This window comes from Rhizobium sp. FG96, assembly GCF_057808655.1.
Genome location: NZ_JBMDIL010000009.1, coordinates 40670 through 54958 on the forward strand (window position 1 = coordinate 40670; position 14289 = coordinate 54958).

Consider the following 14289-nt stretch of genomic DNA (forward strand, 5'->3'; position numbering starts at 1 on the left):
CCTCCTAGTCCAGCAGCGCCAGCGTCGCGGTCGGGGCGTCCTCGCCGCGCTCGGCAAGGTCCTCGAACTCAATGACTGCATCGATATCGACGCCCATGGCAATATTGGTGACGCGCTCGAGGATGAACTCGATGACGACGGGCACCTGGTGCTCATCCATCAGCCGCTTGGCGGTCGCGAATGCCTCCTGGAATTCGTTGGGACTGCGGACGCGGAGCGCCTTGCAGCCGAGGCCTTCGGCAACAGCGACATGATCGACGCCGTAACCGGGTTCGGCCGCGCCGGAGGCATTGATATTCTCGAAGGCCAGGCTGACCTCGAAATCCATATTGAAGCCGCGCTGCGCCTGGCGGATAAGGCCCAGATAGGAATTGTTCACGACCACATGCAGATAGGGCAGCTTGTGCTGCGCGCCGACGGCGAGTTCCTCGATCATGAACTGGAAATCGTAGTCGCCGGAGAGCGCAACGATCGGCCTGTCAGGATCTGCGGCGCGCACGCCAAGGGCTGCCGGAAGCGTCCAGCCGAGCGGTCCGGCCTGGCCGCAATTGATCCAGTTGCGAGGCTTGTAGACATGCAGGAACTGGGCGCCGGCGATCTGGCTGAGCCCGATCGTCGAGACGTAGCAGGTATCGCGGCCGAAGGCCTTGTTCATCTCTTCGTAGACGCGCTGCGGCTTCAGCGGCGTCTGGTCGAAATGCGTCTTGCGCAGCATCGTGCGCTTGCGGTCGCGGCACTCGTCAGCCCATGCCGACCAGTCGGCGAGCTTGCCGGCGGCCTTCCATTCGGTGGCAACATCGAGCAGCAGCTTCAGCGCCGCACCGGCATCCGAAACAATGCCGAAATCGGGAGCGAAGACGCGGCCGATCTGCGTCGGCTCGATATCGACATGCACGAAGGTGCGATCCTTGGTGTAGGTCGCGACATTGCCGGTATGGCGGTTAGCCCAGCGGTTGCCGATACCGAGCACGAAGTCGGAGGCGAGCAGCGAGGCGTTGCCGTAGCGGTGCGATGTCTGCAGCCCGCACATGCCGGCCATCAGCGGATGATCGTCGGGGATCGTGCCCCAGCCCATCAGTGTCGGGATGACGGGGACACCGGTAATCTCCGCGAATTCGATCAGCAGATCGGAGGCATCGGCATTGATGATGCCGCCACCGGCGACGATCAGCGGGCGGTGGGCCTCGTTCAGCATCGTCAGGGCCTTCTCGGCCTGGGCGCGGGTGGCCTGTGGCTTGTAGGCGCCGAGCGAGGCATAGGTGTCGATGTCGAACTCGATCTCGGCCAGCTGAACGTCAACCGGCAGATCGATCAGAACAGGCCCGGGGCGGCCGGAGCGCATGATATGAAACGCCTTCTGGAAGACGAAGGGAACCAGCGCCGGCTCCATGACCGTGACTGCCCATTTGGTGACGGGGGCAGCGATCTTGGAAATATCGACCGCCTGGAAATCCTCCTTGTCGAGGCGGGCGCGCGGCGCCTGGCCGGTGATGCAGAGGATCGGGATCGAGTCGGCCGAGGCCGAGTAGAGGCCGGTGATCATGTCGGTGCCTGCCGGACCCGAGGTACCGATGCAGACGCCGATATTGCCGGCGCTGGCGCGGGTATAGCCCTCCGCCATATGGCTTGCGCCCTCGACGTGCCGCGCCAGGATGTGGCGGACAGAACCGCGCGCCTTCAGCGCCGAATAGAATGGGTTGATCGCAGCGCCCGGAACACCGAAGGCGCAATCGACGCCTTCCTTCTCCAGAACCAGTACCGCTGCGTCGACAGCTCGCATTCTTGCCATTGGGTAATCCTCCGTATCTGGAGAATGAGGCTAACGCATCCTGCATCCGGCGCAATTCAAAAATGGAAATCAATACCATCATGTGGAAATAAACATTTTCAATGAATCTGGAACAATCGATCGCGTCCGGCTATGTCATGACCACTAAGGGACAGGAGATGACGGCATGGCGGAGCATCAGGAAAAGGGGCGAGGCAGGCCGGGACGCAAGCCGTCCGAGAACGCGGCTCCCTCCTCGGTCCAGGTGCTCGACCGAAGCCTTAAGCTTCTGGAACTGGTGGCAGAGGCTGAAGGCGCTGTCCTCACCGATCTTGCAGAGCAATCCGGCATGGCGCCCTCTACCGTACACCGGCTGCTGACGTCACTCGCGCAGCACGGCATGGTCACGCATGATGGCGAGACCGGTGCCTGGACGATCGGCGTCAAGGCTTTCGAGATCGGCACGGCCTATCTCCGCTTCCGCAAGCTCGGCACGATCAGCCGTCCGTTCCTCAAGCAGCTGATGGATGAATGCGGCGAGACCGCCAATATCGCGATCGAGGATGATGGCGATGTGGTCTTTATCTCGCAGGTGGAAAGCCACGCGCCGATGCGCGCCTTCTTCCGGCCGGGACGGCGCGGGCCGATCCACGCCTCGGGCATCGGCAAGGCAATCCTTTCGACATGGACGGACGAGCGGATCGAGACGCTGCTGGCCGGCCGGCCGCTGCAGCATTTCACCGGTAAGACGCGCGACAGCCTGCCGAAGCTGCTTGGCGACATCGCGGAAATCCGCGCCCGCGGCTGGTCCATCGACGATGAGGAACACACGCTCGGCATGCGCTGCGTCGCCGCGCCGATCTTCGACGAATATGGCGAGGCCGTTGCCGGAATATCCATCTCGGGACCGGCCGTGCGGCTGCCTGATGAGAAGATCGCGGCCATCGGCCCATTGGTGCAGAGCGTGGCCGAGGGCCTGACCAAGGCGATGGGCGGGCGCACGAAACGGCCCTGAACCGAAACGCAAAGCGCCGGCCTTCGTGAAGGCCGGCGACAGGATTCTGATCGAGAGATCAGGCGGTTTCGAGCTGTCTGTCGGCCGTCGCGCGACGGGCCTTCTTCATAGCCTTGCCGGCAACATAGACCTCGGCGACGCAGCGGTCGTCGCCCATCGTCTGCAGGATAAAGAGTTCCTCGATCAGCGACCGCGCTGTCCGCATCCGGTATTCCATCGCCGACTTGGCGCGGGAATCGAGGATGAGGATGTCGGCCATCACACCCGGTTCCAGCGAACCGATCTCCTGCTCGAGACCAAGCGCCACGGCATTGCCGCGCGTCATCCGGTAAAAGGAGTTGAGCGGCGTCAGCCGCTGGCCCTGCAGGTGAAGCACTTTATAGGCCTCGTCCATCGTCTCCAGCATCGAGAAGCTGGTGCCGGCGCCGACATCGGTCGCGACCGACCAGCGGACGCCGAGCTTGTCGAAACCGGCGCTGTCGAACAGGCCGGATCCGAGGAAGAGGTTCGATGTCGGGCAGAAGACGCCGACGGCACCGGTCTCTGCGAGAACCGAGATTTCCCTGTCGCTCATGTGGATGCAATGGCCGAGCAGCGTGCGCTCGTTCAACAGGCCGTAGCGCGCATAGATATCCGTATAGTCCTTTGCGGCCGGATAGAGCGAGGTGGCGAAGGCGATCTCGTCGAGGTTTTCGGAGAGATGAGTCTGGACATAGCAATCCGGATGCTCGGAAACCAGCGCCTTGCTCATCTCCATCTGCTCCGGCGTCGAGGTGATGGCGAAGCGCGGGCTGATCGCGTAGCGGGCGCGACCGCGCCCATGCCATTTCTCGATCAGCCGCTTGCTCTCGTGATATCCACGCTCAGGCGTGTCGCGCAGCGCTTCGGGCGCATTGCGGTCCATCATCACCTTGCCGCCGATGACGCCCATGCCGCGCTGTTCGGCGGCGGAGAAATAGGCATCGACGCTTTCGGGATGGACCGAGCAATAGGCGACGGCGGTCGTCGTGCCGTTCGACAGCAGCTCGTCCATGAAGCGGCCGGCCACTTCGGCGGCATGCGCGGGGCGGGCAAACTTCTGCTCCTCGACGAAGATATAGGTGTTCAGCCATTCAAGCAGCTGCGCGCCATAGGAGGCGATCGCCTGCGTCTGCGGGAAATGCAGATGGGTGTCGATGAAACCGGGCAGGATCAGGTTCGGGCGGTGATCCTCGACCTTGATATCGGCAGCGGCGAGTTTCTTAACATCGCCATAGACGCCCGAAGTGACGATCTTGCCGCCGTGCACCAGAACCGCACCATCTTCGAAATAACGATAGGAGGCATCGTCATCGATGCCCTGCGGCTCGGAGATGAAAGTCAGCACGCGGCCGCGGATCAGGATATCGGTCATTGGGTCTTCTCTCCGTTGATGGCGCTCTCGTACCAGGACACAAGCAGGCGCCGTTCGTCGTCGGTGATCTGAGTGACATTCGCGGGCGGCATGGCATGCGAGCAGCCCGCCTGCAGGTAGATCTCGCGGGCATGGGCCGCGATGTCGCGGTCAGTTTCCAGGGTCACGCCCTTCGGCGGCTTGATGATACCCTCCCACCCCGGCTCCTGCGCATGGCACATCGAACAGCGCCCGAGCACCGTATCGCGCACCTTCGGAAAGGCCTCGGCGGTGACGAAGGGCTGCTGGGCTGCCGAAATCTTCGCCTCCGCCGCATCGCCGGTCAGGATCTTCGGCACCGTCGACAGCCACATGATGCAGATGAAGATGATGACGGTGACGATCCAGGTCCATGTCGGATTGCCGGCATCGGCGTGACGGGTGTTGAAGTAATGGCGGATGGTGACGCCCATCAGGAAGACCAGAGAGGCGATGATCCAGTTGAACTCGGTGCCGAAGGCCAGCGGATAGTGGTTCGACAGCATCAGGAACAAGACGGGCAGCGTCAGATAGTTGTTATGCGTCGAGCGCTGCTTGGCGATCTTGCCGTATTTGGGATCCGGCGTGCGCCCGGCCAGCAGGTCGGCGACGACGATCTTCTGGTTCGGGATGATGATGAAGAAGACGTTGGCCGACATGATCGTGGCGGTGAAGGCACCGAGATGCAGGAAGGCGGCACGGCCGGTGAAGAGATGGGTGTAGCCCCAGGCGACGAAAACCAGGATGAAATAGAGCGCCACCATCAGCCGCGTATTGTCGTTGCCGAAGGGCGACTTGCAGATCAGGTCGTAGATGATCCAGCCGCCGGCGATCGTTCCAAGCGAGATGGCAATAGCCACCGGCTTGGACACGTCGAGCACGGCGGGATCGATCATGTAGAGATCGGCACCCGCATAATAGACGAGACAGAGCATGCCGAAGCCCGAAAGCCAGGTGACGTAGCTCTCCCATTTGAACCACACGAGATGGTCGGGCATGTTGGCCGGCGCCACCAGGTATTTCTGGATGTGATAGAAGCCGCCGCCGTGGACCTGCCATTCCTCACCGAAGGCGCCGGGCGGCAGGTCGGGACGCATCTTCAGGCCGAGATCGAGCGCCACGAAATAGAAGGAAGAGCCGATCCAGGCGATTGCCGTTATCACATGCAGCCAGCGGACGGCGAAAGTCACCCAATCCCAGGCGATGGCATATTCGTACATGGAGACCTCCCAGTTATCGGGAACGGTTCTGCCATCGCGCGACTTCCCCGGAAATCCCGTGAAATCCTCGAACACTTTCAAAAAAATCTATAAGATCGCGGCCGCTGTCCCATGAAATGATGTGGTAGAAAGCGCTATGTCCTATCTCGATAACATCCGCGTCTTCGTTCGCGTGATCGAACTCGGTACGCTTTCCGCTGCGGGGCGCGACCAGCGCGTCACGCCTGCTGTCGCCAGCAACCGCATCAAGGAGCTGGAAAGCCATCTCGGCGTCCGGCTCTTCAACCGGACGACACGAAAGCTGTCGCCGACGGAGCATGGCCGCGTCTTCTATGACGGGGCGGTGAAGATCATCGAAGCCGTCAACGAGGCAGAAGGCGCCATTGCCGACCTGTCCCGCAATCCGAAGGGGTCGCTGCGCATTACCGCGCCGCTCGGTATCGGCCGCCGGCTGATTGCCTCGGGAATCCCCGAGTTCCACGACAAATATCCCGATATCGAAGTGCGGGTGCGCCTCTCGGACCATAATGTCGACATCCTCGCCGAAGGCGTCGATGTCGCCTTCAAACTCGGCGTGCTCGAGGATTCGAACCTGCGCATGCGCGGCATCCTCAATTGCCAGCGCGTGCTCTGTGCGTCGCCCGACTATATCGAGCGCCGCGGCATGCCCGGGAATGCGGATGCGCTGATCTCGGACAAACACGACTGTCTGCTGCTGCGCTATCCGGGCTCGAAGGAATATTTCTGGACGCTCCTGACGGCCGAAGGCCTGCGCAAGTTCGAAGTCGGCGGCCCTTATGACAGCGATGATGGCGACGTGCTTACGCAATGGGCGCTCGAGGGACGCGGCATCATCAACAAGCCGCTCTTCGAGGTGAAGGCCTATCTGAGAGAAGGTAAGCTGGTGGAGATCCTGAAGGACAGTCCGCCCGCCTCCGTGCAGCTTGCCGCTCTCTATCCGCACAAGCGCTTCCAGGATCCGAAGGTGCGGCTGATGATCGACTTCATGGCCGACCGCTGTCAGCGGCTGATCGGCAAGCTCCTGGACGACGAACCCGCCGTTGCCGAAGCCGACTGATCGCGTTTCGCCGACCAGTTCAGCGCCGCCGTCATGATCTCCGCCGCCGCCAGTGTGGCGATGACGGCCGGGCGCTTGTCCTTAACGACGGTTCCGCCGATCGGGCAGACGAGCTTGTCGAACAGTTCGGGATGACCAACCTCGCGCGACAGCCAGCTGCGGAAGGTCGCCCGCTTGGTCGATGAGCCGATCATGCCGACATAGGCGGCATCCGGGCGGCTGAGCGCTTCGGCGGTGATCAGGAAATCCAGCGCATGATCATGGGTCAGGATCACGAAACTGCTGCCGGCCGGGGCGTCATGGACGACCGCCTCCGGTATCGCCGTCAGGCAGGTCTCGATCCGCGGCACGGAGGAGGCCGCCAGCTCATCTTCGCGGGTGTCGACGAGAATGACGCGCAGGGGCGCGAGCGATAGCGCCATAGCCAGCGCATCGCCGACATGGCCCGCTCCGAACACATAGACGTGCGGGCGCGCAGCAATCTCCCGGTCGCTGCGCGCAACGAGATCACGCGCGAGGCGGGCATCGACCGCCGTCAGCGCAAGGTTGACCCGGCCGCCGCAGCACTGGCCTATCTCCGGGCCGAGCGGCACATTCATCGTGCCTGCGGCGGTCTGCAGCCGCAGCGCCCGGCGCGCCTGGTCGATCGCCATGTGCTCAAGCTGGCCGCCGCCGATCGTCGAGAAGATCGCCCGCTCTGAGACCAGCATCCACGCGTCGGTATCGCGCGGCGTCGAACCCGCGGCCCCAACGACCTCGATCAGGATCGAAGCCGGTTCGCGGCGCAGGAAATCCCGGATGTCTTCACGCGCGGCAGGCATGCGCTCACTCCCTGTTCGCCGCTTTGAGCCGCTCGATCGCCATCAGCACCCGTTCGGGCGTTGCCGGCGCGTCGAGGCGCGGGCAGATCCTGTGATCCGCAACGCTCGCAACCGCGTCCGAGAGAGCATGCAGCACGGAAAGGCCAAGCGGAAGGGGCGGTTCGCCGACGGCCTTCGAGCGATGGACGGTCGGCTCGTAGGCCTGCGACCAGTCCGTCAGCGCGACGTTGAAAATCTTCGGCCGGTCGGAGGCGAGCGGAATCTTGTAGGTCGATGGCGCGTGAGTGCGAAGCCGCCCCTTGCCGTCCCACCACAGTTCCTCGGTCGTCAGCCAGCCCATGCCCTGAACAAAACCGCCCTCGATCTGGCCGATATCGATGATCGGGTTCAGCGAGCGGCCGGTATCGTGGAGGATATCGGTGCGCTCGACGACATATTCGCCGGTCAGCGTATCGATCGACACTTCCGAGCAGGCAGCGCCATAGGCATAGTAATAGAAGGCATGGCCGCGGCCCTTGGCGCGGTCCCAATGGATTTTCGGGGTCTTGTAGAAGCCTGCGGCGGAGAGCTGGACGCGGGCCATATAGGCCTTCTTGACCAGATCGTTGAAGGCGATCTCGTTCGCACCAATGCGCACCCGGTTCGGCAGGAAGATCACCTGTTCGGCTGGCACTTGGTAGGTTTCGGCGGCGAACGCAATCAGCCGGTCCTTGATCTGCCGTGCCGCATTCTGCGCCGCCATGCCGTTCAGGTCGGCACCGGAGGAAGCAGCGGTCGGCGACGTGTTCGGCACCTTGGCCGTCGTTGTCGCGGTGATCTTCACCCGGTCGAGATCGATTTGGAACTCCTCGGCCACGACCTGTGCGACCTTCAGATGAAGCCCCTGCCCCATCTCCGTGCCGCCATGGTTCATATGCACGGAACCATCGGTATAGACGTGCACCAGTGCACCGGCCTGGTTCGATTCCGTCTTGGTGAAGGAGATACCGAACTTGACGGGCGTCAGCGCGATGCCGCGCTTGACCACGCGGTTCCGGGCATTGAACTCCTGGATCGCCTGGCGGCGGCCGGCATAGTCGGCGCTCTCCTCAAGTTCAGCGACGATCCGCTGGATGATGCAATCCTCGACCTTCTGGTGATAGGGCGTGAGATTGCGCTCACCCTCGACACCCATGGCGTCGTAGAAATTCAGCTTGCGGATGTCGAGCGGATCCTTGCCGACGGCAAAGGCCACCTCATCGATGACGCGCTCGGCGCCGACCATGCCCTGCGGTCCGCCGAAGCCGCGGAAGGCGGTGTTGGAGACCGTATTCGTATAGAGCGGCGCGGATTTCGCATGAACCGCCGGGAAGAAATAGGCGTTGTCGCAGTGGAACAGCGCGCGGTCGCCGACCGGGCCAGAGAGATCGGCGGAGAAACCGGCACGCAGCGCGAAAGTATAGTCAATCGCCAGGATCCGGCCTTCGTCGTCGAAGCCGACATCGTAGTCGATCGCGAAGTCGTGCCGCTTTCCCGTCGCGGTCATGTCCTCGTCGCGGTCGAGGCGGAGCTTGACCGGACGGCCGAGCTTCTTCGCCGCGATCGCGGCGAGCGCCGCACACTGGTTGGCCTGCGTTTCCTTGCCGCCGAAGCCGCCGCCCATGCGGCGCACCTCGATCGTCACGGCGTTGCTCGGCACGCCGAGCGCATGGGCAACCATGTGCTGGGTTTCGCTCGGCCCCTGTGTCGAGCAATAGACGATGATCTCGTCATCCTCGCCGGACAGCGCCAGCGACACCTGCCCCTCGAGATAGAAATGATCCTGCCCGCCAAGGCGCATGCGGCCCTTGACGCGGCGCGGCGCGCTTTCGAGCCCGGCCGCAGCATCGCCGCGCTTCAGCGTCAGCGGTGTGACGACCTGGCGATGGGTTGATACGTCGAGGTCCCATATGTCGATCTCGGCCGGCAGCTCCTCATAGGTGATCTTTGCCAGGCGTGCTGCCCGGCGCGCCTGCTCGCGCGTCTCGGCAATGACACAGAAGATCGGCTGGCCGTGAAACTCGACCTTGCCAACGGCAAGTACCGGATCGTCGCTCATATAGGACGGCGAGATGTCGTTGACCCCCGGCACATCCTCATGGGTCAGCACCGCGACGACGCCGGGTGCGGCAGCGACGGCCGAGAGATCGACCTCCTTCAGGATGCCATGAGCAGCATTCGACAGGCCGAGCCCGGCATGCAGCGTGCCCGCGGGTTCGGCGATGTCGTCGATGTAGATCGCTGTACCGGCAACGTGCTTGTGCGCGGAATCATGGCGCGGGCTGGTATGGACGCCGCCGGTGATCGTTTCGGCTTTGATGTCGGCAGTGTGCTTGTTCATGGCTCACGCAGCCTCATATCTGGACACCTGCGCCAGTTCGGCGCCCGATGTCGTTTCCAGGTAGAATCTGAGAAGAAGGTTTTTTGCGACCAGTGCCCGGTATTCGGCGGTGGCGCGCATGTCGCTCAGCGGCGCATAATCCTCCGCATAGCGTTCCATCGCGCGTTCGACGGTGGCCTCTGTCCAGGGCTGCCCGAGCAGCGCCTCCTCTACGGCAAAGGCTCGTTTCGGCGTCGCGGCCATGCCGCCATAGGCGATCCGGATGCCCGCGACCGTGCCATCGTTCGAAAGCTTGAGAGAGAAGGCCGCGAGCGTCGCCGTGATATCCTCGTCACGCCGCTTCGTCACTTTGTAGACCGCGAATGCCTCATCGGCCGCAGGCACCGGCACATGCACCGCTTCGACGAATTCACCGGGCTGGCGATCCTGCTTGCCGTAGGCGATGAAGAAATCCTGCAGCAAGATCGTGCGGCGCTCAGCGCCCTTGCGCAAAGTCAGCGTCGCACCCAGCGCGATCAGCGGCGGCGGCGTGTCGCCGATCGGCGAGCCGTTGGCGATGTTCCCGCCGATCGTTCCCATGTTGCGCACCTGCTGGCCGCCGATGCGGTTCACCAGTTCACCGAGCGCCGGAATGTGCTGCAACAGCGTCTCGATCGCCTCGGAATAGGTGACCCCGGCGCCTATCGAGATGACGCCATCCTTCACCGCGACCGCCTTCAGTTCCTGAAGCCCGGCAATGAAGATGACCGGAGAGATCCGGCGCATATGCTTGGTGACCCAGAGGCCGACATCGGTGGAACCGGCGACGGCAGTAGCAGCAGGAGACGCTTCGAAAATCGTGGCGAAGTCGTCGAGATCGGCAGGGACGATCAGCTTTCCGCCGCCATTCTCGATTTCGACGCGCGCACCGTCCCGCAGCGCCTGCAGGCGGTCGATCATCGTTGCGCGCTCGACGAGCAGTGGATCCCTGGCAGTCCCGCCATAGCTGGAGATGGCGCGCGCGGCACGCAGGATCGGTTCGTAGCCGGTGCAGCGACAGAGATTGCCCTGAAGGGCGATCTCGATCTGCCGGTCGGATGGCTCCGGCGTCTGCATCCAGAGCCCGTAGAGCGACATGACGAAGCCCGGCGTGCAGAAGCCGCATTGCGAGCCGTGATAGTCCACCATCGCCTGCTGCACCGGATGCAGCCGTCCGTCACGGCCGGAGAGATGCTCGACCGTCACCACATGGCAGCCATCCAGCGATCCGAGGAAGCGGATGCAGGCATTGACGCTCTCATAGACAAGCCCGCCCGCGGGCGTCAGCCGCCCGACGAGCACGGTGCATGCGCCGCAATCGCCCTCGGCACAGCCCTCTTTGGTGCCCTTCAGCGAACGCGACAGGCGCAGCCAGTCGAGCAGCGTCTGGTCCGGCGCGACATCGGAGAGGGCAATGTCCTGCCCATTAAGAATGAAGCGCAGCTCTTGACGGATGGTGACAGCGGTCATCACTAGCTCCCGCGGTAGGTGGAATAGCTGAAGGGCGAGACGAGCAGCGGCACATGGTAGTGGGCGCGTTCGTCGGCGATGGCAAAGCGGATCGGGATGATGTCGAGGAATTCGGCCGTTCCATCCGTGCCGCGGAAATAATCGCCGGCGTGGAACCTCAGCTCATAGGTCCCGGCCCGCATCGCCTCCGCCGACAGCAGCGGCTGATCGCAGCGCCCATCGTCGTTGGTGTTGACCGACTTCAACCGATGCGCCGTTTCGTCCTCGATGCGGTAGAGGTCGATGCGCAGCCTGTCGGCGGGCTTTCCGCGCACCGTATCCAGAACATGGGTCGTGAGCCGGCCGGCTCCTGTTGCATGAGACTGCATGATTTCTCCCGAGCGTAGCACTCCTGTCTCCAATATCGGACAGGGCCATTCCCCTGAAAAGCAGCGAGATCCTTCGAGACTTTCAAGTTTTAGAGGGGGAATGGCGGGCAGGATTGGGCTTTACAAAGCCGCCATCGGGGAAACCGGAACGCAAAAAGCCGGGCCGTCCCCTCGAACGGCCAGGTTCCATGCGGCTTTCGCGGCTAAGCGAAGAAGGCGAAGCGCACCACGAAGAGCGCCGCGACGATCTGCGTCGCCGGATGCAGGACCGACCAGCGGCCGGTGCCGACCTTCAGCACGACGTAGCTGATGAAGCCGAAAGCGAGACCATTGGCGATCGAGTAGGTGAAGGGCATGGCAAGCGCCGTCAGGGCTGCCGGTGCCGCTTCCGTCAGGTCGTCCCAGTCGATCTCGGTGAGCTCGCGCATCATCAGGCCGGCGACATAGAGCAGAGCCGGGGCCGTGGCGTAGCTCGGCACCGAAGCGGCGAGCGGCGAGATGAAGAGCGCTGCCAGGAACAACACGGCGATGGCCAATGCCGTCAGGCCGGTGCGGCCGCCAGCCTGCACGCCGGAGGCGCTTTCGACATAGGCAGTCGTGCTGCTGGTGCCCATCAGCGAGCCTGCGACGATCGCGGCACTATCGGCGAGCAGCGCCCGGCTCAGGCGGTTCGGCCTGCCCTCTTCGATCAGCTTCGCGCGCTTGGCAACGCCGATCAGCGTGCCGGTGGCATCGAACACCTCTACGAGTACGAAGACGAGGATGACGTGCACCAGGCCACCATGCAGTGCACCGACGATATCGAGCTGCATGAATGTCGGCAGCATCGACGGCGGCATCGAGACGATGCCCTTGAACTCGCTGACGCCGAAGATCCAGGAGAGGACAGTGACGGCGAGAATGCCGATCAGGATTGCGCCGCGCACCTTCAGCGCATCGAGCACGGCAATCACGAAGAAGCCGAAGATCGCCAGTAGCGGGCCGGTTTCGCGCAGATTGCCGAGGCCAACGAGTGTCGCCGGATTATCGACAACGATATTGGCGCTCTTCAGCGCAATGATCGCCAGAAACAGACCGATACCGGCGGCGATCGCGCTTCTCAGCGAATGCGGAATGCCATCGATCAGCCAACGCCGCACGCCTGTGACGGTGAGGAGCACGAAGATCATGCCCGAGATGAAGACGGCGCCGAGCGCCTGCTGCCAGGTAAAGCCGAGGGCGGCGACCACGGTGAAGGCGAAGAAGGCGTTGAGCCCCATGCCCGGCGCCATACCGATCGGCCAGTTGGCGACCAGCGCCATGACGATCGAGCCGAGTGCAGCTGCCAGACAGGTGGCAACGAAGATCGCATCGCGATCCATGCCGGTGCTCGACAGGATATCGGGGTTGACGAAGATGATATAGGACATCGTCAGGAACGTCGTGACGCCCGCGATGAGTTCGGTGCGCACGGTCGTACCGTGCTCCTGCAATTTGAAAAGCCGTTCGAACATAATTCCTCCCGAGGCGAGCGCTCCCGGCGCTGCCCTATGTCATGGGGCCGCCTGCATCTCCTCCGGATACAGGCGCAAGAAACCCGAAATCCGGAATTTTCCTGCTGAGAGGGATTGTGCTTTGCCTGAAAGCGCGGCGCTAGATCAGGATTTCCCCGAAAAAATGCAAAAGACTTTCAAATTTTAGCAACTGTTTCGGCGCGCTTTATTCTGCTCTTCAAGGTCGCAGAGCGGCCGGCCAGACCGCCTGAAACGGCCGTCTGCAACGCTGCTCGGCCCGTTTCTGCCCCGATATCGTCGGGCACCCATCGATATATGCACAATAGTTCGCGGAGTGCAAAGTGACCAACCCTACCTACTTCTCGCCGCGTGGCGGCAACCCTGCCCAGACAGAGCTCCTGTCCGGCCGCGCCGTCTTCACGGAAGCCTACGCAGTCATCCCCAAGGGCGTCATGATGGATATCGTCACCAGTTACCTGCCCTTCTGGGAGAAGACGCGCCTTTGGGTGATTGCGCGCCCGCTTTCCGGCTTCGCTGAAACTTTCTCGCAATATATCATGGAAGTCGCCCCCGGAGGCGGCAGCGACCAGCCAGAGGCCGATCCGATGGCCGAAGGCGTGCTGTTCGTCGTCGAGGGGGAGATCAGCGTAGAGCTTGCGGGAGCAACTCATGTGCTCCGTCCCGGCGGATATGCCTTCCTGCCGCCCTCCTGCGGCTGGCGGCTGCGAAACCGTGGCGAGGAAACCGCACGCTTCCACTGGATCCGCAAAACCTATGAGAAGGTGGAAGGTCTCAGCATTCCCGAACCCATCTTCACCAACGAACAGGATATCGCGCCCTCGCCGATGGCGGGCACCGAGGGACGGTGGGCGACCACGCGTTTCGTCGATCCGCTCGATCTGCGCCACGACATGCACGTGACGATCGTCACATTCGAGCCGGGTGCGATCATTCCCTTCATGGAGACCCATGTCATGGAGCACGGCCTTTATGTGCTTGAAGGCAAGGCGGTCTACCGGCTCAATCAGGACTGGGTGGAGGTCGAAGCCGGAGACTTCATGTGGCTGCGCGCCTTCTGCCCGCAGGCCTGCTATGCCGGCGGACCCGGTAAGTTCCGCTACCTCCTCTACAAGGATGTGAACCGGCACATGAAGCTCGGGCGGTAACAATCAACCAGCAGATCGTTGCCCGGCTGTTAAAACTTATTAAACCATCATCTATAAGCTAGGTGGGATCGACCAACCCGCGCCGAACGAATAGTGCCGCGA

General features: G+C 62.9%; 11 protein-coding genes. 3 read left to right on the top strand and 8 right to left on the bottom strand.

Going from position 1 to position 14289, the window contains the following annotated elements; translation table 11 throughout:
- Nucleotides 1-4 precede the first annotated feature (4 nt).
- Nucleotides 5-1789: a glyoxylate carboligase gene (gcl, locus tag ACODR6_RS18730; protein WP_489023551.1), complete on the bottom strand. Its 1785-nt coding sequence runs from the start codon at nt 1787-1789 to the stop codon at nt 5-7.
- Between the two features lie 166 nt (nt 1790-1955).
- Between gcl and bhcR the strand changes: the two genes are divergently transcribed.
- A complete protein-coding gene (gene bhcR / locus ACODR6_RS18735) occupies nt 1956-2783 on the top strand; it encodes an HTH-type transcriptional regulator BhcR (protein WP_489023553.1) in 828 nt (275 codons plus the stop codon).
- Nucleotides 2784-2841: 58 nt separating this feature from the next.
- Here bhcR and guaD read toward each other — a convergent pair whose 3' ends face one another.
- A complete protein-coding gene (gene guaD, locus ACODR6_RS18740) occupies nt 2842-4176 on the bottom strand; it encodes a guanine deaminase (protein ID WP_489023555.1) in 1335 nt (444 codons plus the stop codon).
- Nucleotides 4173-5414, bottom strand: coding sequence for a urate hydroxylase PuuD (locus ACODR6_RS18745; protein ID WP_489023557.1), 1242 nt, complete (start codon nt 5412-5414; stop codon nt 4173-4175). Before ACODR6_RS18745 ends, guaD begins: the two co-directional genes overlap by 4 nt.
- A gap of 136 nt (nt 5415-5550) precedes the next feature.
- Here ACODR6_RS18745 and ACODR6_RS18750 point away from each other — a divergent pair, with 136 nt between their 5' ends.
- Complete coding sequence (locus tag ACODR6_RS18750) at nt 5551-6492, top strand: LysR family transcriptional regulator (protein ID WP_489023559.1); 942 nt, start codon at nt 5551-5553, stop codon at nt 6490-6492.
- On the opposite strand, the gene xdhC is transcribed toward ACODR6_RS18750, so the two are convergent.
- The 5 genes from xdhC to ACODR6_RS18775 form a co-directional block, all read right to left on the bottom strand.
- On the bottom strand, nt 6435-7313 hold the full coding sequence (gene xdhC / locus ACODR6_RS18755; protein WP_203430894.1) for a xanthine dehydrogenase accessory protein XdhC: 879 nt from the start codon (nt 7311-7313) through the stop codon (nt 6435-6437). The two genes, ACODR6_RS18750 and xdhC, sit on opposite strands and share 58 nt — an antisense overlap.
- Before the next feature lie 4 nt (nt 7314-7317).
- Complete coding sequence (gene xdhB, locus ACODR6_RS18760; protein WP_489023561.1) at nt 7318-9672, bottom strand: xanthine dehydrogenase molybdopterin binding subunit; 2355 nt, start codon at nt 9670-9672, stop codon at nt 7318-7320.
- Between the two features lie 3 nt (nt 9673-9675).
- Nucleotides 9676-11160, bottom strand: coding sequence for a xanthine dehydrogenase small subunit (gene xdhA / locus ACODR6_RS18765; RefSeq protein WP_489023563.1), 1485 nt, complete (start codon nt 11158-11160; stop codon nt 9676-9678).
- Nucleotides 11161-11162: 2 nt separating this feature from the next.
- The gene (gene uraH / locus ACODR6_RS18770; protein ID WP_199625214.1) at nt 11163-11528 is read right to left on the bottom strand and encodes a hydroxyisourate hydrolase; all 366 of its coding nucleotides are present in this window, start codon (nt 11526-11528) and stop codon (nt 11163-11165) included.
- 203 nt (nt 11529-11731) lie between these two features.
- On the bottom strand, nt 11732-13021 hold the full coding sequence (locus tag ACODR6_RS18775; protein WP_130281086.1) for an NCS2 family permease: 1290 nt from the start codon (nt 13019-13021) through the stop codon (nt 11732-11734).
- Nucleotides 13022-13362: 341 nt separating this feature from the next.
- On the opposite strand from ACODR6_RS18775, the gene ACODR6_RS18780 reads away from it, so the two are divergent.
- Nucleotides 13363-14187, top strand: a complete 825-nt coding sequence (locus tag ACODR6_RS18780; protein ID WP_203430898.1) for a bifunctional allantoicase/(S)-ureidoglycine aminohydrolase — start codon at nt 13363-13365, stop codon at nt 14185-14187.
- Nucleotides 14188-14289 lie beyond the last annotated feature (102 nt).